This window comes from Curtobacterium sp. AB451 (assembly GCF_050585845.1).
In the GTDB taxonomy this organism is placed as follows: Bacteria; Actinomycetota; Actinomycetes; order Actinomycetales; family Microbacteriaceae; genus Curtobacterium.
Map to the genome: position 1 here is coordinate 37,825 of NZ_JBOBQG010000010.1, position 23,030 is coordinate 60,854.

The 23,030-nt window shown below is 64.5% G+C and carries 24 protein-coding genes; 11 read left to right on the top strand and 13 right to left on the bottom strand.

Annotation, left to right across the window (positions count from 1 at the left end; translation table 11 throughout):
• Nucleotides 1-46 precede the first annotated feature (46 nt).
• Nucleotides 47-409, top strand: coding sequence for a DoxX family protein (locus ACQXVK_RS16750; protein ID WP_430854334.1), 363 nt, complete (start codon nt 47-49; stop codon nt 407-409).
• Nucleotides 410-984: 575 nt separating this feature from the next.
• A complete protein-coding gene (locus ACQXVK_RS16755) occupies nt 985-1,206 on the top strand; it encodes a hypothetical protein (RefSeq protein WP_430854335.1) in 222 nt (73 codons plus the stop codon).
• Between the two features lie 61 nt (nt 1,207-1,267).
• Here ACQXVK_RS16755 and ACQXVK_RS16760 read toward each other — a convergent pair whose 3' ends face one another.
• The 5 genes from ACQXVK_RS16760 to ACQXVK_RS16780 form a co-directional block, all read right to left on the bottom strand.
• Nucleotides 1,268-2,005 carry an alpha/beta fold hydrolase gene (locus ACQXVK_RS16760; RefSeq protein WP_430854336.1) on the bottom strand — a complete coding sequence of 246 codons (738 nt, stop codon included), beginning with the start codon at nt 2,003-2,005 and terminating at the stop codon, nt 1,268-1,270.
• Nucleotides 2,002-2,280: a hypothetical protein gene (locus tag ACQXVK_RS16765; protein ID WP_430854337.1), complete on the bottom strand. Its 279-nt coding sequence runs from the start codon at nt 2,278-2,280 to the stop codon at nt 2,002-2,004. The genes ACQXVK_RS16760 and ACQXVK_RS16765 overlap by 4 nt, the downstream gene beginning before the upstream one ends.
• 123 nt (nt 2,281-2,403) lie before the next feature.
• Nucleotides 2,404-2,928 carry an SAM-dependent methyltransferase gene (locus ACQXVK_RS16770; protein WP_430854373.1) on the bottom strand — a complete coding sequence of 175 codons (525 nt, stop codon included), beginning with the start codon at nt 2,926-2,928 and terminating at the stop codon, nt 2,404-2,406.
• Nucleotides 2,879-3,481 (bottom strand): GNAT family N-acetyltransferase, encoded by a 603-nt coding sequence (locus ACQXVK_RS16775; protein WP_430854338.1) that lies wholly within the window; start codon nt 3,479-3,481, stop codon nt 2,879-2,881. Before ACQXVK_RS16775 ends, ACQXVK_RS16770 begins: the two co-directional genes overlap by 50 nt.
• Entirely contained in the window at nt 3,478-4,776 is a 1,299-nt protein-coding gene (locus ACQXVK_RS16780; RefSeq protein ID WP_430854339.1) for a beta-ketoacyl-[acyl-carrier-protein] synthase family protein, read from the bottom strand. The genes ACQXVK_RS16775 and ACQXVK_RS16780 overlap by 4 nt, the downstream gene beginning before the upstream one ends.
• A gap of 3 nt (nt 4,777-4,779) precedes the next feature.
• Between ACQXVK_RS16780 and ACQXVK_RS16785 the strand changes: the two genes are divergently transcribed.
• A complete protein-coding gene (locus tag ACQXVK_RS16785) occupies nt 4,780-5,364 on the top strand; it encodes a TetR/AcrR family transcriptional regulator C-terminal domain-containing protein (RefSeq protein WP_430854340.1) in 585 nt (194 codons plus the stop codon).
• Nucleotides 5,365-5,667: 303 nt separating this feature from the next.
• On the opposite strand, the gene ACQXVK_RS16790 is transcribed toward ACQXVK_RS16785, so the two are convergent.
• The 8 genes from ACQXVK_RS16790 to ACQXVK_RS16825 all read right to left on the bottom strand — a co-directional run bounded on the left by ACQXVK_RS16790 (nt 5,668) and on the right by ACQXVK_RS16825 (nt 11,587).
• Nucleotides 5,668-6,201 carry a cysteine hydrolase family protein gene (locus tag ACQXVK_RS16790; protein ID WP_430854341.1) on the bottom strand — a complete coding sequence of 178 codons (534 nt, stop codon included), beginning with the start codon at nt 6,199-6,201 and terminating at the stop codon, nt 5,668-5,670.
• Between the two features lie 536 nt (nt 6,202-6,737).
• Nucleotides 6,738-7,766 (bottom strand): hypothetical protein, encoded by a 1,029-nt coding sequence (locus ACQXVK_RS16795; protein WP_430854342.1) that lies wholly within the window; start codon nt 7,764-7,766, stop codon nt 6,738-6,740.
• Nucleotides 7,763-8,011 carry a hypothetical protein gene (locus ACQXVK_RS16800; protein WP_430854343.1) on the bottom strand — a complete coding sequence of 83 codons (249 nt, stop codon included), beginning with the start codon at nt 8,009-8,011 and terminating at the stop codon, nt 7,763-7,765. The genes ACQXVK_RS16795 and ACQXVK_RS16800 overlap by 4 nt, the downstream gene beginning before the upstream one ends.
• Nucleotides 8,008-8,859: an antitoxin VbhA family protein gene (locus ACQXVK_RS16805; RefSeq protein ID WP_430854344.1), complete on the bottom strand. Its 852-nt coding sequence runs from the start codon at nt 8,857-8,859 to the stop codon at nt 8,008-8,010. Before ACQXVK_RS16805 ends, ACQXVK_RS16800 begins: the two co-directional genes overlap by 4 nt.
• Before the next feature lie 50 nt (nt 8,860-8,909).
• Nucleotides 8,910-9,188 carry a hypothetical protein gene (locus ACQXVK_RS16810; protein ID WP_430854345.1) on the bottom strand — a complete coding sequence of 93 codons (279 nt, stop codon included), beginning with the start codon at nt 9,186-9,188 and terminating at the stop codon, nt 8,910-8,912.
• A gap of 13 nt (nt 9,189-9,201) precedes the next feature.
• Nucleotides 9,202-10,257, bottom strand: a complete 1,056-nt coding sequence (locus tag ACQXVK_RS16815) for a hypothetical protein (protein WP_430854346.1) — start codon at nt 10,255-10,257, stop codon at nt 9,202-9,204.
• A complete protein-coding gene (locus tag ACQXVK_RS16820; protein ID WP_430854347.1) occupies nt 10,211-10,837 on the bottom strand; it encodes a hypothetical protein in 627 nt (208 codons plus the stop codon). Before ACQXVK_RS16820 ends, ACQXVK_RS16815 begins: the two co-directional genes overlap by 47 nt.
• A 156-nt stretch (nt 10,838-10,993) precedes the next feature.
• A complete protein-coding gene (locus ACQXVK_RS16825; protein ID WP_430854348.1) occupies nt 10,994-11,587 on the bottom strand; it encodes a hypothetical protein in 594 nt (197 codons plus the stop codon).
• A 274-nt stretch (nt 11,588-11,861) separates the two neighbouring features.
• Here ACQXVK_RS16825 and ACQXVK_RS16830 point away from each other — a divergent pair, with 274 nt between their 5' ends.
• The 8 genes from ACQXVK_RS16830 to ACQXVK_RS16865 all read left to right on the top strand — a co-directional run bounded on the left by ACQXVK_RS16830 (nt 11,862) and on the right by ACQXVK_RS16865 (nt 22,287).
• A complete protein-coding gene (locus ACQXVK_RS16830; protein WP_430854349.1) occupies nt 11,862-12,365 on the top strand; it encodes a hypothetical protein in 504 nt (167 codons plus the stop codon).
• Nucleotides 12,366-12,713: 348 nt separating this feature from the next.
• Complete coding sequence (locus ACQXVK_RS16835) at nt 12,714-13,418, top strand: hypothetical protein (protein WP_430854350.1); 705 nt, start codon at nt 12,714-12,716, stop codon at nt 13,416-13,418.
• 43 nt (nt 13,419-13,461) lie between these two features.
• Nucleotides 13,462-13,872, top strand: coding sequence for a hypothetical protein (locus tag ACQXVK_RS16840; RefSeq protein WP_430854351.1), 411 nt, complete (start codon nt 13,462-13,464; stop codon nt 13,870-13,872).
• 338 nt (nt 13,873-14,210) lie between these two features.
• The gene (gene dcm / locus ACQXVK_RS16845; protein WP_430854352.1) at nt 14,211-15,545 is read left to right on the top strand and encodes a DNA (cytosine-5-)-methyltransferase; all 1,335 of its coding nucleotides are present in this window, start codon (nt 14,211-14,213) and stop codon (nt 15,543-15,545) included.
• An 8-nt stretch (nt 15,546-15,553) separates the two neighbouring features.
• Nucleotides 15,554-17,158: an ATP-binding protein gene (locus ACQXVK_RS16850; protein ID WP_430854353.1), complete on the top strand. Its 1,605-nt coding sequence runs from the start codon at nt 15,554-15,556 to the stop codon at nt 17,156-17,158.
• Nucleotides 17,155-19,293 (top strand): Z1 domain-containing protein, encoded by a 2,139-nt coding sequence (locus tag ACQXVK_RS16855; RefSeq protein WP_430854354.1) that lies wholly within the window; start codon nt 17,155-17,157, stop codon nt 19,291-19,293. Before ACQXVK_RS16850 ends, ACQXVK_RS16855 begins: the two co-directional genes overlap by 4 nt.
• 1 nt (nt 19,294) lies before the next feature.
• A complete protein-coding gene (locus ACQXVK_RS16860; RefSeq protein WP_430854355.1) occupies nt 19,295-20,290 on the top strand; it encodes a PD-(D/E)XK motif protein in 996 nt (331 codons plus the stop codon).
• An 8-nt stretch (nt 20,291-20,298) separates the two neighbouring features.
• On the top strand, nt 20,299-22,287 hold the full coding sequence (locus ACQXVK_RS16865; protein ID WP_430854356.1) for a hypothetical protein: 1,989 nt from the start codon (nt 20,299-20,301) through the stop codon (nt 22,285-22,287).
• Nucleotides 22,288-23,030 lie beyond the last annotated feature (743 nt).

Genomic DNA, 23,030 nt, shown 5'->3' on the forward strand with positions numbered 1-23,030 from the left:
GAGCTCACCTGACCTGCAACACCACCCACACTCTTTGGAGCACATCGTGATCATCGCGTTCTGGATCGTGGGCGGCATCACCGCCCTCGCCTTCCTCGCAGCCGGCCTCATGAAAGCCACCCGCCCCAAGACCGCTCTCGCCCGCTCCATGGCCTGGGTTGAGGACTACAGCGGCGGAGCGGTGAAAGCAATCGGGGTCGTCGAGATCCTCGGCGCACTCGGCATCGTCCTCCCGGCACTGACCGGCATCGCCGTTGTTCTCAGCCCGATCGCAGCGGTCGGCCTCGTAGTCGTCATGATCGCCGCCGCGATCGTGCACGTCCGCCGACACGAGCCCCCTGTTCCGCCGATCATTCTCGCGGTCCTCGCCCTTGTCACTGCGGTCCTTGGCCTCGTGACAGTCCACTGACCATTGTCGCGGTCGCAGCACATGCCACCGACGACCTGCCGTCCGAATCGACGGCCAGGCGGGGCGGCGGAACATGATGGAATGAGCAACCGCGCCTCCGATGAAGCCCTCAACTGGGTGTGTGCTGGTTTCGACCTCCCTTTGGACCCCGAAGACTCATCGGCGGAGCAATTGACAGCTGAGACTCCAGGCGCACAGGCGGACGGCAGTGCACCGCGGTCCCAAGACGACAGGACGTCGGAGAGCTCAGCACCCCGTTGGCTTCGTAGGCCTTCTCCGTGATGAGCAGCTGATCGACGGCCTACCTGCCGACAGACGATGAGCTTGCGCGAGGAGACAGTGACGTTGTCAAGGGGCTCGTCAGCCGCACCGCGGCCATTGGCTGATGCCGGATCGGGGACGCTGCGTTGTCACGCTCCGAGTAACCCACCATCAGAACCTCTAGACCGCTCCCCCAACCCCTGCAGACGCCAAGCTGCCGAGCTCACTCTCTGAGATCGACCGACTTCGATAGTGTCCGATAGCCGATCGCCTGCCGAGGTCTGTGACTGGGCAGGATCGGCGACGATGGTCACATGAGCATCCACCCGGCGATCGTCATCACGTGCGACGGCCACCAGTGCACCGGAAAGCTCGCGCTCATCGGCGCGAACGCCGCAAGCTACCGAGGCGCTCGCGCACACGCCGAGACGTACGGATGGGACTGCGCCACCGACGACCTCGACTGGTGCCCGGACTGCCACGCCGCACAAGCAGCCCTCGACACGCCCCCGCCGCTCAACGAAGCAGCCCGCTGAACTCGACCGCTCGTGCGGAGTCCGGCCTCGCCGTGACCTGACCGCTGTGATTGGGACGGTTTCAGGGTGTGTGGGTTGTGAGGAGTGTTTCCGCGAGGCGGCCTGGGTGTTCGAGCATGATCATGTGGCCGGCACCCGTGACGATGTCGAACGTCGCGGCATCGCGGATTGCCCACTGTGGGACGTGCCAGTCGTGTCTGCTTCGCTCCCCTGCGATGAGGTGTACGGGAGTGGCAGCGAACACGCGTCGCAGTGTCCGCGCCCACTCCTGCCCGCCGGTCGTGGCGACGATGGAACGTGCGGATTCCCACACGGTCCGCCAGGGCTGATACGCCAGCGCCTGCCGCGCGAAGGCGACAAGTTCGGCGGTTGGCTGGATTCCGTCGCCGGTCAGGAACCCATGCGGGTCTGTCAGGCGTGCGGTGATGCTCGTGCGGGCTGTGGTCTCGTCAAGCGCGGCGATCGACTGTGACCAGAAGGCGTCGTCGAGGGTGAAGTTCCCCTCGACGCTCGTCACGCTCGCGACTCGTTCTGGGTATGCGTCGGCGTAGAGGAACGCGAAGACCCCACCGATCGAGTGGGCCACCAGGTGCACGGGAGTCGACGGTGACACTCGGTCGATGTGCGCCTGCAGGGCTGCGACCTGCCCGTCCGTTGTGACGATGCCTGGCGCTCCGCCGTAACCGACGAGGTCGGGGGCGGAGCAGACGGCCGGTTGGAGGGCGTCGAACACGGTCTGATCGGCGAACGAACCGAATAGCCCGTGCACGAACACGAACGGCGTCTCGCGCGGCGTCATGCGTTCCATTCTGGTGTGCCGAGCATCAGGTCCGGCAATGCCAGCCGGTCCCGGTTCGTCCCGTTGCCGACCACAGCATCGGACGTGTGCGCGGCACGACCGAAGGCGGTCATGGACGTCACCTCGAGATGATCCGGCACTGAGAACTCTCGTGCGATCCCCTCACGGTCGAACGCTCTGAACTGGTGCGCGGCGAGACCAAACTCCTGTGCCTGCACGGTCATCCACGCTACGGCCTGCCCGAGGTCGTACCGGGCGAACTCGCTGTACTCCAAGTCACTGCCCGCTACACGCACCACGGAAAGGTTCGCAACGAGGAGCGACGCATCCGGAGCCCACACCGCGGAGCTCGAATGAGATAGCCAGCCGAAGCCTCGTGATGTTCAGACACAGTCACGTCAACCATGCCCACGCCGGTGCACGGACTCGCGGGAAGAACCGTGGTCGGCGTCAGGTAACGGCTGCCAGTATTCGCGCATCAGCTCGGTCGCCCAGACGGGTTGGGCGACCGTTCCTCGCGGGCCGAACTCGGTCATGTGGGGTTTGATGTCGAGGACCGGTGTGCCGTCGACAGCGTCGAGACCGGCAACGCGGAGTGTCGTTCCGTCGACGCCGAGGATCTGCGCGGTTGTCACACCGAGACGGTTGGGGCGGTTCTTGCCGCGCTGCGCGAAGATGCCGACCATCGGCCACTCCGGATTGTTGCGTGGGCGGCGCGCGCCGCGCTCGATCTTCGACTCCGGGACTTGGTTGAAGAAGTAGACGACCTCCACGTGACTGAACGCGTCGAGTTCGAGCAGCGCGTCCGCGGAGAAGATCGAGGTGTCGAGCTCGATCGACGCGGTCTCGGCATCCCAGTCGTCATCGCGCACTTCAGTGCGGGTGCTGCGGACGTAGCCGATGGGTTCGAGGTTGATTTGCATGGTGATCACGCTTCCATCCTGCGTTGTGGACGCCGGCGGACGGCGCGATGGCGTACTTAAAACCGATGTGAGTGTCGACGAAGCCGAAGCGTCGGTAGAAGCGGTGCGCGTCTGCGCGAGCGTTGTCGGAGGTGAGCTGCACGAGGTGCGTTGCCGTGTCCGCGGCGGCCCGCTCAACCACCCATCGCATCATGGCGCCGCCGATGCCCTGTGACCGATGTGCGTTGGCGACGCGGACCGCTTCGACGAGCAGCCGCGTGCTTCCGCGTCGTGCCATGCCGAGGATGAGGGTGAGTTGCAGTGTTCCGATGACCGTGCCGGCGGGGTCGGTCGCGATGAGGAGTTCGTTGCACGGGTCGATGGTGATGCGGCGAAGCGCATCCGCGTACGCGCCGCGGTCTTCGTCTCGGGCGAGGTCACCGCGGCCGGCGCTGATCGCGTCGTCGGAGAGCAGTTCGATGATCGCGTCGAGGTCGTGTGGTGTCGCGCTGCGGAGATTGATCGTGCCGGTGCGGGTCTGGAGAGTGGTCGGCAGATGGAGCTGGTCGATCATGCTGCATGCTCGCCGGTCTTGGTCGTTGCGGTGAACACGAGGGATGCGTTCTGCCCGCCGAAGCCGAAAGAGTTGTTCAGTGCCGCCCGCAGTGGGACGTTCCGAGCGGTTCCCGCGACGACATCGAGATCGATCGTTGGATCGAGCTGGTCGAGGTTCCGGGTGGGAGGAACGGTGTCGGTCTCCAACGTGCGGAGCGTCACGATCGCCTCGACCGCACCGGCAGCGCCGAACATGTGGCCGATGGCGCTCTTCGGCGCGGTGACCACCGGGTGCGTGCCGACGGCTCGCCGGATCGCGAGGGCTTCCGCGGTATCGCCTGTCAGCGTTCCCGTCGCATGGGCATCGACGTGGTCGATGTCGGTACCGGTGAGCCCTGCCATCCGGATCGCCACCGTCATTGCTCGCGCCTGCTGGCGGCCATCGTCGAGTGGAGCAGTGATGTGGTGCGCGTCGGACGTGATCCCCCAGCCGGCCAGCGTTCCACGAGAGCGCTGATGCCGTGCCGCGGCATGGTCGGCGCGTTCGAGAACGACGATCCCGGCACCCTCTCCGAGCACGAACCCACGTCGGTCGCGGTCGAACGGACGGGAGAGCGTCTCGGGGGCTTCATCAGCACCGGGTCGTGCGAGCGCTTGGGACTGCGCGAAGGCTGCCATGGCCACGGGAGTGACCGCGGCTTCCGTGCCGCCGGCGATCACGACATCCGCCTCGCCCGTCACGATGAGCCGCGCACCGATCGCGATCGCTTCCGCACCCGATGCGCATGCCGACACCGTGGTGTAGGCGCCCGCTCGTGCGCCTCGCTCGATGCTGATCTGCGCTGCCGCTGCGTTTGCCATGAGCATCGGAACCGTTCGCGGGGACACCCGCCGTGCGCCTTTCATGCCGAGGACGTCGTGCGCGTCGAGGAGCGTCTCGATCCCGCCGACCCCGGTGCCGACGACGACTGCGAGTCGGTCGCCATCAACATCCGGAGAGCCGGCGTCGGCCCATGCTTCATCGGCGGCGACGAGCGCGAGCTGCTGACTGCGGTCCAGCCGGTTTGCCCGCACCCGGCCGAGGGTGGCGTCGGTGTTGAGCGCGGCGGGCGCGCCGATACGGACGGGCACCTCTGCCCACAGCGGACCGTCCTGCTGGAGCCGACGGACTCCTGATCGCCCCGCGGTTAGCGCTTCCCAGAGCCGATCTACACCGTGACCGAAGGGTGAAACGGCGCCGTAGCCGGTGACCAGCACGGCACCGTGTTCGTGACTTGTATGCTGCACAAGATGAGTTGTACCACGTACAATCACCAGGTGACAAGCTCGTCGGAGGCCGGGACGACTCGAGGTGTGGCGACCCGTGCTCGCATCATGGCTGCCGCCGCTGGCCTGCTCAGCGGAGCCCCAACGGGAGCGGTCACGGTCGGCGCGATCGCTCGAGCGGCAGGGGTGTACCCGAACCAGATCACGCACCACTTCGGGTCGAAGGACCGCCTTCTGCTCGACGCGTCCTTTGCGCTGTTCCTCAGGGACACCACACGACTGCAAGCCGCCGGACGTCGGGCCGCTACGGCGGAGCAGTTCCGGACGGCCCTTGCGCGCACCGCTTTGGCGATGCCGTCGACAGTCCTCGTCGTGCGTGCCATCGCAGCCACCGGAGACGACAGCGCGCAGCGAGAACGAGTTCGGATGTTGCTCGCGGTCCTCTTCCGCCAGTCCGAGCGGTACCTGGAACGTGTCGCGACCGAGCGCGGCTGGGTGAGCGTGGCCGGCGTGGGTCGGGACAGCCGCACGTTCTGGAGCGCCGTCCTGGGCGCGACACTGCTGGCGAGTGCCGGGGTCACCGGCGGGCCCAGCGACCTTGATCTCGCTGGCACGATCTCCATCCACACAGCATGAACGGGTCCAACCACCTTCTCGGGCTGGACCGCGACGATGGTGGGGTCGATGGTGACCAGCTTCCCGTCGACGCTCGTCGGCTACAGCTGAGCCCCACAATGTCCGATAGGCGATCGCTTACCGAGACGTCACGAGCTCGAGAGCGTGGCCTGAGAACACGCGGGGCCGAGTGGTGTGGGCAGTTTCGCCTCATGTCGTTGTTTTCGTCGCGGTTCGTGTCGGCTCAGGTGGTGCCGATGACGAGAGTGCTGCGGGCTGTCAGGACAAGGACCGGGCACAGGTGCCCTTCGGCCCACGGATTGTTCAAAAGCGCACCTGGTCGTATGACTCGGCCGTGTAGTGCCGGCCGGGGTAGCGCAGGCCGCCGAAGTACATGTTCGTGTGCGCGACGATCTGCCCCGCACTGAGGCGCACACCGTCGTGCTCCGCGTCAGTCGTCGTGTGGGCATCGGACACCAGCGTGACGTCAAACCCCCGAGCCGCCGCCGTCTGGGTCGTCGTCCGAATGCAGTAGTCACTTTGGGCGCCCGCAACCACCAGACGCCCGATGCTCAGGGACTCGAGGACCGCGTCGAGGTCGGTATCCGCGAACGAGTCGCGGTACTCCTTCTTGATGAGCGGCTCATCGGCTTGACGACTAAGCGGGGCCGCCAGCTCCCAGTCTGACGACCCTTCGGCGAAACTGCCGTGGTCCTGCACCCACACCACCGGTACACCGCTAGACCGCGCTCGTTCGACGAGCTGAGCAGTTCGCTCGAGCACGCCCTCCGCGTCGAAGCAGTCCTGGACCACGCCGCGCTGGAGGTCGATGACAAGAAGGGCACTCGTTGTGGACACGAGGCAATCATTGCAGCAGGCGACACTCTTGATGCTTCGTAGTGAGCCACGAACGCGAGTCAGCAAGTCCCGCGACGCTCCAACTCCCTCGGACGCAACCACGACACGGAACACTGCGAAATCGGCGACATCGAGCGAAGCTGTCCACACACCGCAACCGCTTCTGTCTCACATGACTAGTCCGATGATGTTCTCGGTGAGGGCCCCGTATGCGAACGTCGGTGCCGGCTCCTACTGTCGCGGTCATGGGTCGTCGTCGTTCGGATCGTTGGCTGCCCGGCTCGCCGTTCTCGCTCGAGGAAGATGCTCGTGGCACGGAGATGCGTGAACTGCCGGAGCCGTTGCCGGTGCATGCGTGGTTCCAGCTGCCGGACCGCCTGGTCCGTCGAAGTGACGCCCGGGCGTACCACCTAACTCGGGACGCCGTCTGGGTGGAAGCCGGTCGCGGCGACACCATGCTGGCTGCTTGGGTGTGGCGCAGTTCGGTAAAGCACCGACGGCTGGTTGGTGCGACTCCGGTCTGATCGTTCTCGCCGTCAGTTGGGCAGGTTGTGGCGGAGGTCGTAGCCGGTGTCGGCGAGGAACTGCAGTCGGTTGCGTACTTCTTGCAGTGATGCTGCGTCGTCGGCATTGCGGTAGTCGGCGCGGAGGAGCGTGTTGGCGGTGATGATGTCGTCGGTACGGTCCGTGTATCCGGCGGCAGCTGCGGTAAGGAAGACCGTGGGGTCCGCGGGACGGATGAGTTCGGTGCCGGAGAAGCCGATCGTGTCAGGTTCGAAGCCGAGCGCGGCCATGTCGACTTCCTCCTCGGTGAACGCGACGAGCCGGTACGGCATCTCTCGCTTGCTGATGGCGGGGTAGCCGGGGCGGTCGGAGATGGCGCGGCCGGAGATGCGGCATCCGGCGTGAATGAGTCGTTCCGCCTGCTCGACGAGTGGCAGGTCGGACGTCCACCGGGTCCTGACACCGCCCGGTCCGGGGTAACAGGCAATGGCGAAGTCCACGAGCCCGCCGACCTGCCGCGACTCCCACCCGATGTCGGTGCGGTGCACGCGCTTCCCGAGGCGTGCGAGCCCGTCGTCCACCTGCCCGGCAGTCAGCCCTGCCCGAACGAGCCTGTCGAAGGTGGAGCCGTTGACGGCAAGCATCCGTGCGACGGCGAAGGCGACGTAGATGGGGGCTGCGTCCTTCCACCGTTCCTTCGTCCCGAGGGCTTGTCTGCCGTCGATCCAGACGCGGCGCCGGTCGACGTCAACCAGTAGCACCGTCGCGGTCTGTTCCGCGAGCGCGATCTGCGTCGCAGTCACGGTGCGTGGTGCCAACAGGAGCAGCTCCGCGTCCTTCGGGTCGTCGTCGCGGGGACGATGCGTGAGTGTCGGGAATCGTGCGCGACGGCCGTCGGCGAGGCGGATCGTGTCGTGCGACTCCACGACCGCGCGAAGCCCCGCGAGCTTCAAGACGGAGAGCGCGTTCGTGAGGTCGGTCGCGTCGCCGAGCCCATACGGCATCGTGATCTGCGGCCTGCCAGAGTATGCGGCGGCGACCCATTCAAGCCCCGGCATCATCGGCTGCGCTCTTTCAGATCGTCGGGTTGGGTGAGGGCGATGAGCCAGCGGGTCTCTTCGAGGAACGGTTCCCACCCGTCGCGGGTGTCGCCCTGGGCCGGTTCGCAGATGCTGCCGGCGTCGGTGCTGCGGATGAGGACCTGCCGCAGCACGCTGCTGGGTGGGTCGCGGAAGAACACGTGCCCGTGCACCCCGGTGACGTCGTAGGCGACGTTGAGGAGGAACAGGTCCGGCCGGCGGGTCATGGCCGCCACCGTCGACCACGGAACAGGGCAATGATCGTCGTCAGCGGCCACCCTTCCCGCATCCAGTCCAGCGGCGTCAGGACCCGGTCGTCGACGGTGAGGAACTCCAGGGGCGTGGTCATGAACTCCGTCATCGCGGCAGCGTCGAGGAGCGGCTGTGGTGCTGCCGCGTAGAGGACGTCGAGGCCTGGCAGCAGTGACGACGGGTCCCCGAACTCCGGCAGGGCGGGCTTGACGAGTTGCCAATCCGGGATGCGTTCTTCGCCGTCGAGGTCGAAACTCGTCAGCCGATTCGCTTCGAACAGCTCCCCGACCTCCTCGATGTCGATATGCAGGGCCGCGGCGACTTCCGCCTCAGTGAGGGTCGTGTTGAGGAGGTTCCGGCGGATGCGCGCTTGCGTGGTTTGCCACCAGTCCTCGGGAACGTCCGCCGGACCGACGGCGCTGTGTTCGGGTTGGCGGGGGATCTGTCGGCCTTCGTCGGCGTACGCGGAGAGTTGTTCGCGGGTGACTTCCCCTCGGGCGTACATCCACAGTTGGGACTGCCACGGCATGTCGTCCGGGAATCCTTCCAAGTAGCCCGAGTGGATCACTGCCCGGACGGCTTTCTCCCGCTTCGCGATCTCGGAGGCGGGGATGAGGAGGGTCTGCACGATGCGGTTCGCTTCCCGCACCGCCGGCACCGTCAGGTCCGACAGGACCGTGTTGGTCCTGTCATAGAGCTCGTACCCCGGCTCCTTGTCGATGGGGCGGACGAGGATCTGCGCCAGGTGCGCGTCCGGGTTCTCGGTGTCCTCGAGGAGCACGTGCCCCCAGAGGATCCGGTCGTTCGACAGGTGCATGGACACCAAACGCATCATCAGCGGGAACCTCCTGGGGATGGGCGTGTGCGCAGCGGTTAGGGCTGGGGGAAGTCGGCAGGGGCACGGCCGATCCGGTCGGGCGTGTAGCGGAGGAGGAACCGCATGATGCGGTCCGCCTCGACCATCGCCAGCACCGACGGATCCTGACCGCTCGGGTCGACGTTCGTGAGGCGGAACCAGGGCGGTTCATCCGCGTGGTCAACCAGGACCGCGGCGGGCTTGTCGTCCGGGTGGTCGGGGTCGGTGAACATGACGGACCCGAAGAATCGGGTGTCGTCGTACGCCAAGGTCAGCGACAGCAGCTGCAAGGTCATCAGCGCGCTCCTGTCAGCTGCCGTTGTTGGGGTGCCAGCGGAGGTCGTGGGCGAGGTCGGATCGGAAGTGCAGCAGCTGCCGCAACCCGTTCACCGCATCCGTGTTCGCGGCCACCCAACTGTCTTCGTACAGGACATGCGCGGTGATGAAGTCGTCGGTGCAGCACCCCTCAGCGCCGGTGAGGATCGTGGTGTCCTGCGGTAGGACGACCGACACCGTCGCGTCGTCTACTGTGGCGGGCTCGTAGCCGAGCGCGGTCATGTCGGGGTGCTCGGCGAAGAACGCCGTCAGCCGGTTCGGCGGGACGATGACGCCCGACTGCTGCGCCGCCCACCGGTCCGACATCACCCCGCCGAGGCTGATGAGCTGGTCTGCTTGCTCGTCGATGGTGGTGTCGCGGCGCCAGCAGGTCCTGATTCCGCCGTAACCCGGGTACGCCGCCAAAGCCCAGTCGCATAGGGCGGCCTGGTCGGCTGCTTCCCACCCGATCGGCGTGAAGAACACGTGCGTGCCGAGCGCTGGCATCGCGGCGCGAACGTCGTCGAGTGGGACGCCGATGCGGTCCGCGATCGACTGGGAACCGCCGCCGTGGAGGGCGATGGTGCGGGCGATGGCGAGCACGGTCCGCCATCCCGGGGTCGCGTCCCGCTCCATTGACGACCCGTACACCTGCCGACCGTTCGCCAAGACGCGTTGTCGTTTCCCGTTGACGAACACCAGGTCCGGGTAGCGGCGGGCGAGCGAGAGCACGCCGCCTTCTGATCCGCCGGGGATGACGATGAGGTCCTCGGTTCGTTCGGTCGGGGTGCCGTCGTCGTTGATGGTCGCGGTCGGGTTCGGGGTGGACAGGAACCCGGAGCGGCCGTCCTCGAATCGGAGCCGGTCGAACGCCTCCACGCGAGCGGGCATCCCCGCAGCCGTCAGCGCGACCAGCGTTTGCGTGATGTCGATCGTCCACCCGAGCCCGGATGGCAACGACAGAATCGTCTGCTGGTGCCGGATGTCCTGCACCCACTGCCGGTCACCCATCAGCGCCGCTTCCATCCGGACGTGGCGGCCGGCGCGCATCACGGTCTGCCAGCCGCGGGTCGTCTTCGGAGAGCCGTTCGAGTCCGAGTCCGGATGCGTCGAGGATCGCGTTCTCGGACTCCTCGGTGGCGATGAACGACCCGATTTGCGCGTTGACCGCGACAAGAGTCCCGATCCGACTCCGCGCATCCAACACCACCGCGGCGACCTCCTCAGCAGTGCAGTCAGAGGTCAGCTCCGGCTTCGTCGGGTGCAGCGCGGGGAACTCGAGCTGCTGCACCGGCGGATGCCACTTCACCCCGATGCGCAGCACCCGGCCGTCGGCGTCGTTGCGGTAGAACATCGACCCGAATGGGTGCCCCATGTCGAGGGTGAGTTCCGCTCCGTGGAGGGTCCAACCGTTGGCCGCGTAGGCGGGGTCCCAGCGCTGGACGGTGAGGGCGCCGAGTCCCATCTTCAGGCCTGGGATCAGGGACTGGTCGTCCTGCAATTCGGCGTAGAGGGCCTGGAGGTTCGGGGGACTCTGGTCGCGCAGGTCCGCGAGCGGAATGCGGGCTATGCCGCTGATGGCGGCGAGTTGCCGCGCACGGCGGCGCGGGTCGTTCTCGGCGTTTGGCATACGGCTCCTTCTCGCTCGCCCACTCCGGAACTCAGCAGGGGCAGCCGCTTCGCAACAGCAGCAGCGGCGGAGTTGGGGTGGACGATTTCGACGGTAGGGACGAAGCGGCCGTGAGAGCCAGGGATTCGAGCCGCTCGAGGCCAGGAACAGGAAAAGTCAGACAGCGTGCAACGATGCTGCTGCCTCGCGCTTCAGACGCTTCTTCTCGTTCCGTCGCTCGGTAGCGGCGCGCTTTTTGTCGAGGGCGATGCGGCGGGGGTCACCAAACTGGCCGGCGTTGTCGACCTGGCGGAGGGACTCTGCTCGCGCCCTGGCCCCGCACTTCCCACACTGCTCACCAGCGAGGTGGTTCTTCGGCATGACGCTGAAGGCCCCGTGCTCGAAGCAGCGGATGCGGATGCTGGTCCGCTGGTCGACGAAGTCGACGTGCCGGTAGTCATACCGGGACCCGTGAACCTCCAGCGCTCGGTCGAGGAAGAGTTGCAAGCGGCGTGCGGCCGGTCCGCGACGCGTGGAGCAGTCGTGGCAGCCCTGCCCAGGAATCACTCGGCCCTTCACCGTTTTCGACTTGTGGTCCTGCGGCGCCATCCGGAAGACACCGTGCTCCGGGCAGATGATCCGCACCCGTGTCTTGACGTTGACGAACTCGTCGGGTAGCAGCGAGTAGTCGTAGCGGCCGCCGTGCTCAGCGTCTGCAGCGGCGATGAACGCGTCGCAGCGGGCCAGGCGGGTGGCAGTGATGTGGTCCAAGAGGAACTCCTTGCGATGACGGAGTTGCCTCTATGCCGCCGCCGACCGTCAAGGCGGGCTGGAAGGCCGTCAGCCGCGCTCACGGTTGGGGGACCGGCTGCGGCTGGTCTGTCGCTTGAATGCAGAACCTGAGGAAGCCCTGATCAACGCACCCGGGGAGTGCTGTGGATCAGGGATCCCAGATCTGTGATCACAGCTGTCCGTCGGCAGCGTGCACAGAGGGGGAGCGCACCACAAATCGGTGCCGACCACCTCCGTATGAAAGGGCCACACCATGGCTTCCCACCAGAACCGCAACCGGCACGAGCGCCGCCGCGAGATGCAGATCGTCCTCGGCTGGCTCGACCTCAACGGCCGCGGGATCGATGACCTCTACGATCACCTCCTCGTAGGCTCGGGCGGCAAGCGGCAGTTCCGGGCCCACTACGGCGTCGAACCGTTTCTGGACGAGCCGGACGTGTTCGTGTTCCAGATCGCCACCATCCGCAAGCTCCGCACCGACGCAGACTTCCAGCGCTGCGCCGAGCAGCACTTCCTCCTCCAGTACGACCGCGACGAAGCCGCAGCCGCAGCCGATGCCGGGTTCGACAACGTCTACGAGCTGCGCCGACAGCACTGGGGCGACGACCTGAACACCATCAAGGCGGGACGGCGGCTGCTCTCGCTCCTGCGCGCCGGGGCCGCCACCCTCAAGCAGTGCCGGGCCGCCGAGGACCAGTGGGGAACCGCCTGGAAGGACCTCGTCACCTTCCGCGCGCACGCCTCCGCCGTCGACTGAGCGCGCATCTTCCAGCCGGCCCGGACGAGACGGCATAGAGACCTCGAAGCCAGCCACACGGCAGGCGAGCACCACACCGCAGCACACGTCACGACGAGACCACACCCCTAACCCGGTCCTCGGACAGCACACGGAAAATCGCTCGCTTGCCGGACGGACAGCTTCACTCCCAGCCGGTCGAAACAAGCCGGCATAGAGACACCAAGCCCAACGGAACGGGCGAGTACAAGCGCCATCCGCGCACCGCAGTAGATCCATGTCGAGAGATCGCCGGTGCGGGACAGCAGCCCTGCTCGCCCACCATCACGGCACGTCACGCATCAGCCACGAACTAGAAAGAGGAAGACCATGGCCGTCATCACCGACTGCACCAACCGCCGAGCACACCGCCACACCCTCCCCGAGCTCCGCCCCCTCGACCTGTACGCCGACCGCTTTCCGCAGAACCTCATCACGAAGTGGGTCGAGCTCCACGAGCAGCCCGACGCCCGCAAGCAGTACCGCGCAGCAACGCAGAACACCGCGTTCGTCCGAGACCCCTTCGCATTCGTCCGCTCCTACCGCCCGGTTCCGATTCCGGTCCCGAGATTTGCCTCATTCGACAAGCATGTGGCGCTTCTCGAACCGATGTACGAGGTCTACGAAGCGCGCACGGCTGCCGCGAACTTCGCCTTGCAAGCCGACGAACTCGAGGTCGCCCACCAGCGTGGCATCACCGTGGATGCCCTTCGCGACCAGCACTGGCACGCCACCCGCGACGCGCGTACTCGAGCCGAGAAGCGCCAAATGCTCGCTCAAGTCCGGGCGGGCCTGCTCACCGGCGGCTCGCTGGAACTCGCGATCCGACGCTGGGGAATCACCTCGTGGGAGGACCTCGCGACGTTCCGCGAACCCGACGCACCTAAGCACACCCGACCGCGCAACCGGAACGGAGCCCCCTACCACCGGCGCTTCCCGAGATCCGGCGAAGAGAACGAAACCCTCACCACCGGCTGGCCCCTCACACCGTCCACGCCCGACCGCTCCGGGTCGCCCGCCACCACAACCCGCTAGTCATACCCGCCGTCCACACCAGAACACTCCCGAAGGAACAATCATGAGCAACGACAACGCCAAGACCCCCTTCAGCAACAGCCTCAAGGCGGAGGTCGCCGCCACGAACTCCCGCAAGCCGAACCAGAGCCACGACGCAGCGGCCCGCTCGCGGAGCATCAGCCAGGCGATCCTGACCACTCTTGCCGAGTGGCACCGAGCCGACCACACCGCGCGACACCCGGAGGTCGCCGCCGCCGCAACACGGTCGCCCGCACTCCAGCGAGAGGTCCGCTTCTACGCTCCCGCAATGCCCAGCCACGCGGCTGCTGCCTTCGACGCCACCCACGTCATGTCGGCCGACCAGGTCGAGCTCCGCCGGTACCGGGTCAAGCAGGACCGTAACGGGAACCCCCTGAGCCCGGGCGCGAACCGGCGGGTCACTCGGTGCCCGCTCCGAACGAGCGCCTTGTAGTCGACTCAGACCGAACACGACGAAGCCCTCCCTAACCGGGAGGGCTTCGTCGTGTTCCCATCGATCCCTGGTTCGCTGCCTTGGGAACGGACGAGAACTCCTGGACAGGACCTGCTCGAGTTCATGTCCCAGTCGACGCGTAAGACTCCTTGGCCTGCTCAACGGGGGTTGAGGGTCGAAGGCTTCAAGGCTGACGCTTTCCCTCGTCGCCGAACGGAACTCTGGCGCGACCGTCAGACTCCTGAGCGGGTGAGGCGCACCCGAAGCACCTCAGCTTATGGGGACGCGCCGTCCACCACCTCATCGGCGATGTCTGACCCCTTGGGTAAGCTGAGACAGTGCCGCAGACAGGACCGACCGAACCGTTCACCTTTGTCGATCTGTTCGCCGGCCTCGGAGGCTTCCACATCGCGCTGGAGAACCTCGGCGGCAGCGCGGTGTTCGCCGCGGAGTGGGATCCGACGCTCAACGCACTTTACAACGTCAACTTCGATCTCAGACCGTGGGGAGATGTTAACAAGCTTACCGACGTGGCAAGCCAAGTCCCTGCTCACGATGTGCTCGCAGCAGGTTTCCCGTGCCAACCGTTCTCGAAGGCTGGCGAGCAGTTGGGCTTCGAGCACACCCTCCAAGGACAACTGTTCTTCAAGGTTCTTGAGGTGCTGGACAAGAAGCGCCCGGGGCAGTTCATCCTCGAAAACGTTCCAAACATCCTTCGACACGACGGCGGGAGAACGCTCGAGAAGATCGAGGGCCTTCTTCGCGAACTGAACTATGACGTCAAGATCGAGCGGTTCTCTCCGCATGACTTCGGGATCCCGCAGATCCGCGAGCGCGCGTACTTCGTCGGATCTCAGGGGGGCCTCTCGCAGTTTGAGTGGCCCGAGAAGCACCCGGGGCCGACCGACATCACGGACGTCCTCGACGTGGGCGCGACGCCTCATCGAGCGGTGCCCGAACATACGCTCCGAGCGATCGACATCTGGGACGACTTCCTGAAGTCGTCTCCCGAAAACGTAAAGCTTCCGTCGTTCCCGATCTGGGCGATGGAGTTCGGTGCGACGTATCCGTACGCGGATGCAACACCGGCCGCCCTGCAAGCCGAACTCGGCGCGGTAGCGCTCGACAAGTTCCGCGGCAGCTTCGGAGTGTCCCTGCGAGGCTATAGCGAGGAGGGACAGCGCGAACTTCTCCCTAGCCACGGCCGTAGGCTCGACTACCGCTTCCCTCGCTGGAAGGTGAACTTCATCGCGCAGAATCGAGCATTCTATGACGCAAACAGGAGTTGGATCGATCCGTGGCTGCGCCGTTCTCGGCTCTGGGAGTTGCAGTCGAGCCTCCAGAAGTTCGAGTGGAATGCCCAAGGTGGTGAACGCTCGATTGACCACTATGTCCTGCAGATCCGCGCGTCGGGGGTTCGGGTAAAGCGGACAAACACTGCTCCGAGTCTGATCGCGATGACGCACACGCAGGTCCCGATTCTCGGTTGGGAGCGCCGCTACATGACTCCCGAGGAGTGCGCACGCCTGCAGAGTCTCGATTCCATTCAGCTTCCCGAGAACGACCTCCAGGCCTACAAGGCTCTAGGCAACGCCGTCAATGCGAAAGTCGTTGAGGAGATCGCGCGCCCGTTGCTTGCCCCTATCGACCGAGGCCTGGCGGCTGCCGCGTAGGGGCATTCATGAGTGACGAGACCCTTCCAGTTGAGGCCGAGGACTTCGAGCCCGCGATCAGTATCGTGCCCGGCGTCTCGATCCTCGGTGTGTTAAGCAATCTCAACTACGAGCCGTGGTACGCACTCGCTGAATATGTTGACAATGCCATCCAGAGCGCAGCGAGGTCGTATGCGCAACTCCGTCAGACCGAGCCGGGGTATCAGCTTCACGTCGACATCGCCTACGACGAGCACCAAGGTGGGTCCATCTCGATCGTTGACAACGCGGGAGGCATCGCGCGACGAGACTTCAGTCGGGCGTTCAAAGCCGCTGAAGTGCCCCCCGACCGCACCGGGTTATCGGAGTTCGGCATGGGCATGAAGAGCGCCTCGATCTGGTTCGCGAGGAGCTGGCGCGTGGTGACGACCAGTATTGGCGACCCCAACGTCTACTCGATCGAGTTCGATATGAGCGCGGTTTTGAACAATAAGGTAGATTTCCTGGACGTCACCGCCGCTGAGGGCGACATCGACAGTCACTTCACGCGAATCGAACTATGGAATCTCAATCAGTTTTTGCGTGGACGGACGCTGGGGAAGGTGCGCGATCACCTACGCGAGATCTATCGAGCGTTCCTTCGAGATGACACCTTGATCCTGTCCGTAGCTGGGCAGAACATGCAGTTCGTGGAGCCAGATGTGCTGCGGGCACCTGATTACCGCGCCAACTCGGCCGACGGAGTAACGGTCGACGTCCGTGAGTGGCGTAAACAAATTGACCTCCATCTCGACGGGCGAGTCCACGTCAGAGGCTGGGCTGCGATCCGAGCCGAGGGCAAGACGAGCGGGAACGGACTGTCTCTTTTCCGGCGACGACGCGTGATCATAGGGACCGGCGATACACCGTACCGACCCACTCGCATCTACGGCCAGGGCAACTCCTACCGCTCGCAGCGGCTGTTCGGCGAACTCGAGGTTGAGGGGCTTCCGGTGAGCCACACGAAGGATGGCTTCCAGTGGCAGGGGCTCGAGGAGGAGTTCCATGAACGACTCCGAGGCGTGCTCGACGCGGAACCCTTGCCCCTACTCAAGCAGGCTGAACACTATCGAGCGCGCCAGGCCAGCCGCGCTGAACTCAAGCGAATTCGGGCCGCGACTGAGAACACCGCTGAGGTAGCGGAGCACGCTATACCGCCCGTTCTCAATCAAGTTGTCGAGCAAGCGGCTGCGTCTGCCGCTCCGACGCACGCGGCGGCGAAGCCGGACGCCTCGTCACACGATGTCTCCCAAACGTTCACGTTCACGCACGATGACCGCATGTGGAGCGTCACAATCACCGCGGGCAGTCGGACGCTTGAGGAAGACTGGCTGGTTCGCCATGTCGACATCGATCGCGGCAGCGGCAATATTACTGCGCAACTCCTGCTCAACACTGGGCATCCGTTCCTCAAACAGTTCGCGCTGGGGAGTTCTGACGCACTTGAAGCAGTGTTCCGGGTAGCCGTCGCGTTGGTTGTTTCCGAGAGCTTGCAGACCACCGCCGGGGACGGCGAGAGCGCCGCGAAATTCATGCGCCAGGTCAGTGCGCTGCTGGGTGCTGCCCTGTCCAAGCGATTGAGGAGTGACACGTGATCAACGGAATCTTGACGCCCGGGAATGACGCGGCGGGCGGCGGCGATCTCGTGGTCGGCGATACGTTTACCGGGTTTCTGCAGGAGGTCGTAAACGACGACGCCCGCGACTCCGTCCGCGCGAGCGCCATCAACGTTCTCGAAGGTGCGCTCTCGGCTGGGCCGAACTCGACCGGTCTCGTTGTTGGACGAGTGCAGTCAGGCAAGACGTTGTCCTACGAGGGCGTCATCGCGCTCGCGCGAGACAACGGCTTCTCCCTCGTGATCGTGATCAGCGGGATTTCAAACCCTCTTCTCGCGCAGGGCGAGCGGCGGCTCAAAGGTGACCTCGGGAGCGCCGACAAGGACGGCTGGCTTTTCGCCGTGCCGAACGACAAGCAGCAATCTCTGCAGCAAATTGAGCAGGCGCTTCAGAACGTGCAAGCCAACTGGAGCAAGGCGTCCACGCCGAAGGCATATAAGCAAACCGCAGTTGTGGTGCTACTCAAGCACCACGGCGGCATCCTTAACCTTACTGGCCTCTTCGATCGAGTCGATTTCTCGGGGCAACGGGTGCTCATCATCGATGACGAGGCGGACCAGGCAAGCCTGAACACGCTGGCAAAGAAGGGAAAGCAGTCAGCGACGTACGGAAACCTGCTCGCCCTGCGTGATTCGCTTCCCGGACACTATTACCTTCAGTACACAGCCACACCGCAGGCTCCACTGCTCATCGCCATCGATGACGCGCTCTCGCCGGATTTCGTTCGCGTCCTCAAACCGGGCATCGGCTATACGGGTGGTGATCGGTATTTTGGGTCTGCCGACAACTTCGTGAAGACAATTGGTGCGGAGGATCTGGCCGCGGCCGACCATCCCAATGGGCCGCCGCCCGAGGGGTTGCGACAGGCGATGCTTGAGTTCCTCATCGGGGTGGCGCATGTCGTCACCACTGGAAAGCCGAAGACTCGGTCGATGCTCGTCCACCCGTCGCGCCAAAAGGACGCTCACGCTGACTTCGTGCGGTGGATCACCGGCATGAAGAAGGACTGGCAGGACAAGTATGAGCATCAGGGCGAAGTCTTTCCCAACAAGCTCCAGCGGGAGTTCCGCGACGCCTGGGAAGAGCTCGCGACTACCCTCCCCGACATTGCGACGTTCGAGGAGTGCTGGGACGCGCTCGACATCGTGTTTAGGAACCTCAACATCGTCGAGGTAAATACCCGCCAAGGGCAGACGCCTGTCATCAATTGGATTCCGACACAGTCGTACATCTTGGTTGGCGGGCAGGCGATCGATCGAGGGTTCACCGTCGAAGGGCTGACGATCACCTATATGCCTCGCGGACCGGGAACCCGAACCGCCGACACCGTCCAGCAGCGAGCACGATTTTTTGGCTACAAGGCTTCCTACCTTGGACTCTGCCGTGTCTACCTCGAACCCGACGTCCGTGACGACTTCGAAATGTACGTGGAGCACGAAAAGGACATGCTCGCGGCGCTACGTAATATCGAAGCAGGTAACGAATCGCTGAAGGAGTGGAAGCGACAGTTCCTTCTGGACAACAAGATGAAGGCGACTCGCGCCTCGGTGATCTCGATCCCTATGATCCATGTGAAAGCCAAGGACCGATGGATCGCGGACACTAAGCCTGTCCGGGATGACGCCCCTTCATTAGCCAGCGCACGTGCGCACGCCATCGACGCGCTCACCGAGGTTGACTGGAGAGAGACGCCGTTTGGCCACCGTGCTGGCTACGCAACGCTCACCGACGCCCTCGAACTCCTCGTGCAAACAAGTCCGGAGTCGTGGCTCGCTGAACCGAACGTGCAAGCGCTCCTGCTCAACCTCTCGAAACTTCAAGACGATGAGCCGACTGAAGCGGTCGTGCGCGTCGTATGGATGCGATCCGACGGCGGACTCGCTCAACGCCAAGTCACCAGCGACGGAGGGGTGCAACTCTTCCAGGGGCGCAGCGCTTCCGGGTACTACGGAGACCGTGATGAGTTCGATCCGGCTGCGCCGTTGACCATTCAGTTGCACGAAGTGGAAGTGGTCGAGCGGGGTACGAAGCATCCGCTGGGCGAGTACCTCTTGACCGCCTGGCGCATCCCCGAGGAGTCTTTGGCGGGATGGCTCATCGAGGTAGGTACGTGAGATGAACTGGGATCAGGGCGTTCTCCTTTCTGCGTTCCGCCGGGTTGAGGCGCGTTTAGACGAGGCGCTCCCTCCATCCGACGCATTTCTGGTTGAGTCACTTACTCCAAGCCGCACGCTGTTCGTTGCCGTTGATGCGGACGGCTCCTGGAACTTCGTCGTGAGAACTCGCAAGTCCGTGCGACCTGTCCCTGCGCTCAGGCTCAGCCTCTTGTCCGCGGACTACGGCGCAACCTACGAACTGCGGGAAGGGGATGATGTCGGTTCGCTTCGCGTATGTGTAGTCAGGTGCATCGCGTCTGATCCCGAGATAAGGAACCTCTTCGCAACCGTCTGCGCGGCGCTTGTGAAGGACCTTCCGGCAAGCCCCAGCGATGCCGATGTCGACATCGAGGTCGGCAAGTGGGTCTCACTCTTCTGGCAACTGCAGCTGCCAGCGCGCACCACGGTGATCGGCCTTATCGGAGAACTAACGCTTCTCGACAGCGTCGAACACCTCGCGGACTGGATGCGCGCGTGGCACAGTGACCCGGACGCCAATCTCGATTTCGCCTTCGCGACGCCCCCGCTGTCGGTAGAGGTCAAGGCGACGTCGAGCCAACAGCGAGTTCACGAGCTATCGATTCACCAGGCTCTTCCGACGATTCGGGACAACCACTTCTTCGCCTCTTTGATCATCGAACTGCGCGATTCGGGCGTTCGCCTCGGCGATGTGGTTGCGGAACTCGGAGAGCGGCTCGCTGGGCGAAGCGAGGCCAACCTGCTCTGGCGCTCGCTGGCCGCCGTGTGTGGAGCTTCTCTCGGCGAGTTCCTGGATGCTCGATACATGCGCGAAGTCGCGCGTCGCAGCCTCCGCTTCTATGTTGCCGAGTCAATTCCTCAGCCGTCTGTTGAGTTCCCCCTCCCCGCCGGTGTATCCGGACTCCGCTTCCGATCTGACTTCTCGTCGGCTACGCCGGTTGACGGAGGAAAGATTCTGGACGTCGGAGCGGAGTAGTCACTCTCATGACGCTCCCACCGCAAGCTGTCGACAAGCTCTTGCAGCCGTTGCGTAACGCGGAGTCTCCGCCGAGATCCGCGCGGGATCATCACACTGTTCCCGTCGATGAGTCGTCCTGGCGGTGGCATGCTGACGCCCTCGCCGACGCAATCAGGGATCTGAGTCAGAGCTTCGTACCGCCCGGTAGTGGTTTCAAGGAGATACAGGACTGGATCGCCCAACTGTTGCGACAGCGCGACCGCGTCGTCGGGTTACTCTTCTCGCTCGAACCCTTCGCACCATACGATCCGCGTCAGGCGGACGGGCTGCTGGATCTCCTAGAAGCACTCCCGGCAGGTATCATCGCCGCGATCGACGGCAACGCTATGGTCGGCGCAGACGTCGAAAGAGGCCTAGCCGATGCGGCGGATTGGTGGTCTGCTCGCAAGTCCGCAAGCGACGGTGAATGTCTCTCGCAAGCCTTTGGAATGCGCCTCCCGCCAATCGGAGCACAGGGTTCTTTTCGACCGGAATGGGTCTTGCAGCACTACGCTTATCGAAACTCAGATTTGCTCATCCGGTTAGTTCCGCACCTCGTGTCGTTAGGAATGCGGCATGTGACGGATGTGCTCGCTGCCGTTTACGCGGTCGGTCAAATTGTCGACTGCGATGATTCAATCGCCGCGTACATCGCCGCAAGTACGTTGACAAACAGGTACCTCGCGGCCGACCCAACGGTCGCCGATCAGTTCCGGGGTCATCTAAGGGTCGCCGAACCCGCGCTGCGTCGAGTTCGCTCGGCCGTTTCCCGAGCCCGCGAGGCTGCGCTCACGCAGACGGAAGACGCGGAAGCTCGAGCTGTTGCACTTGCCGACGCCTACAAGAGAACGATCGAGGGGCCATTCCGCCAATACAGCTGGGCTGCACATTGCCTAAAGGCAGGCGTGTGGAGCACTCCTCCAATGCTTACGAGCTTGAGAGAGCAACTCGTCCGTGAGGGCGGATCGCTAGGGGCGCTCGTTGGTAACGTCGTCCTCCCCGACATGCGCAACAGCGAGACTCACGAGACCCTCGTTTGGGACGGATTCGCCGAACAGTTCGTCACTGAAAAGGGCAACGTCGACGTCCTCCAGGTCGCGGCGGCGTTTAGCCTAGCCACTTCGTTCGTGCAGGGTTCGGAAGCCGGTGTCGCCGCCATGCGGGCTCTCCACCTCAGAGCCGAGCCCGAAATCCTTCCCTCGGCGGAAGAAGACGATAGAATGCCAGCATGGGATCGCGTACGCGCGTTCTTCGGTACCAATAGAATCAGCCTCCTCAAGGCGCGGCTCAACACGCCTTACGCGCATTTTCGCGTCCAACGAATCGAGCATCGCGACGTCAATCCCTGTTTCCAGGCGCTGGTCATGGCCCGTCGTCTCCTTCCCCGAACGGAGCAATTCGAAGTAAGCGCCGTTGATAGTGATGGTCCATTGATCGTTGTCGATACTGCTGCGCTCGACGCAACGATGCCCTCTTGGAACTTTGCCGTATCGCACCTCGATCAAATGCCGCTTGCTACGTTCCTGCCCGCCAACTTGGACGCTCGGATGAGGCATGAAACCGAAGGTCTCGCATTGCGATCAGTGGCTTGGATCGCGGTCGACGACGCGGTTGGAGTGATTGACGGTAGCCCCGAGTGCTGGGATGACGACGCCAGGAGACTGCTCGACACTCGCCTTCGAGTTGTCGAGATCGCCGTCGCGTCCACAAGGCGACTGATCGGTACGCGCAACACACGACTCGAAAGCGTTCAGCAATCGATGGCGGAACTGCGCAGTTGGATCGCAGATGGACCTGCGCTGGAGGCCGCGATGGCCGACGACCAGCTGTCCATGTCTCGCCTTCGTGCTCAATGGGAACAGTGGGGCCCTGTAGTGCGCCATCCGCTGATACCAGAGGTGCCATTCACCGGTGAGTTTCAGGCGCAGCCTGCGCTCCGGACGACACCGGACTCGATGCACTTCCGCACGTTGTGACGACGTCATCAGCGACATCATCGACTACAGCCCAGGTTGGAGCGAGCACGCTGCCGACCACGTCGAGTTGTGCCTGCAGCAGGTCCGCGTGGGAGAACGAGCGGAGCGGATGCGCGGTACGACGCGTACGCATCGCAGGCTTCGACGACTGCCTCCGCGTCACCGAATGTCACCCGAACCACGAGCGAGTCGCCGCTGACCGTGCCTGCCTCAGTGCTTCTCGCCACCGAAGGAGCTCTCGCTGGTGCCCGACGGCCGTACCACCGGCGCAGGACCCATTCAACGACGTCAGGCTCCGCAGCGATCCATCGTCCTTGAATGGACGAAATGGATCGAAGCCGAGCGCCGGCGTCGGTCTCCCGAGCTAGACCTGCCGCCATCTGCTGAGGCCCGCAGACGGCTGGCTGCGGGCCTCACTTCTTTGTCCCGGGCCTCCGGGCTCGCTTGCGCTTAGTTGCCGCATTCGCCGGTTTCGACCGACTGGTCTTCGCCGCGGCCGCTCTCTCAGCGGCTCCCTTCGCCGCCTTTTCCCGTCGTGCTTGGCTCGCTCCTGACGAACCTCCAGGTCCGCCACTCCACCCGGAAGCGTGCCCATGTACTCGTCGAGGAACTCGCGGTCTCGGTGCCGCAAAATTGGCCATTTGCGCGGGGGCCGGTTCTCGGCTGCTCGGCGGTCTTCAACCCCCTTCGCCTTCAGGAAGTCACAGATCTGCTTGACATTCAGAGCGACGAGCAGGAACGTC

Bases quoted from the DNA above. Each gene is read 5' to 3' on its own strand.
- ACQXVK_RS16755 (WP_430854335.1), top strand. From the start codon at position 985: ATGAGCATCCACCCGGCGATCGTCATCACGTGCGACGGCCACCAGTGC.
- ACQXVK_RS16760 (WP_430854336.1), bottom strand. From the start codon at position 2,005: ATGACGCCGCGCGAGACGCCGTTCGTGTTCGTGCACGGGCTATTCGGT.
- ACQXVK_RS16770 (WP_430854373.1), bottom strand. From the start codon at position 2,928: ATGCAAATCAACCTCGAACCCATCGGCTACGTCCGCAGCACCCGCACT.
- ACQXVK_RS16775 (WP_430854338.1), bottom strand. From the start codon at position 3,481: ATGATCGACCAGCTCCATCTGCCGACCACTCTCCAGACCCGCACCGGC.
- ACQXVK_RS16795 (WP_430854342.1), bottom strand. From the start codon at position 7,766: ATGATGCCGGGGCTTGAATGGGTCGCCGCCGCATACTCTGGCAGGCCG.
- ACQXVK_RS16800 (WP_430854343.1), bottom strand. From the start codon at position 8,011: ATGACCCGCCGGCCGGACCTGTTCCTCCTCAACGTCGCCTACGACGTC.
- ACQXVK_RS16810 (WP_430854345.1), bottom strand. From the start codon at position 9,188: ATGACCTTGCAGCTGCTGTCGCTGACCTTGGCGTACGACGACACCCGA.
- ACQXVK_RS16815 (WP_430854346.1), bottom strand. From the start codon at position 10,257: ATGCGCGCCGGCCGCCACGTCCGGATGGAAGCGGCGCTGATGGGTGAC.
- ACQXVK_RS16820 (WP_430854347.1), bottom strand. From the start codon at position 10,837: ATGCCAAACGCCGAGAACGACCCGCGCCGCCGTGCGCGGCAACTCGCC.
- ACQXVK_RS16830 (WP_430854349.1), top strand. From the start codon at position 11,862: ATGGCTTCCCACCAGAACCGCAACCGGCACGAGCGCCGCCGCGAGATG.
- ACQXVK_RS16835 (WP_430854350.1), top strand. From the start codon at position 12,714: ATGGCCGTCATCACCGACTGCACCAACCGCCGAGCACACCGCCACACC.
- ACQXVK_RS16840 (WP_430854351.1), top strand. From the start codon at position 13,462: ATGAGCAACGACAACGCCAAGACCCCCTTCAGCAACAGCCTCAAGGCG.
- ACQXVK_RS16850 (WP_430854353.1), top strand. From the start codon at position 15,554: ATGAGTGACGAGACCCTTCCAGTTGAGGCCGAGGACTTCGAGCCCGCG.
- ACQXVK_RS16860 (WP_430854355.1), top strand. From the start codon at position 19,295: ATGAACTGGGATCAGGGCGTTCTCCTTTCTGCGTTCCGCCGGGTTGAG.
- ACQXVK_RS16865 (WP_430854356.1), top strand. From the start codon at position 20,299: ATGACGCTCCCACCGCAAGCTGTCGACAAGCTCTTGCAGCCGTTGCGT.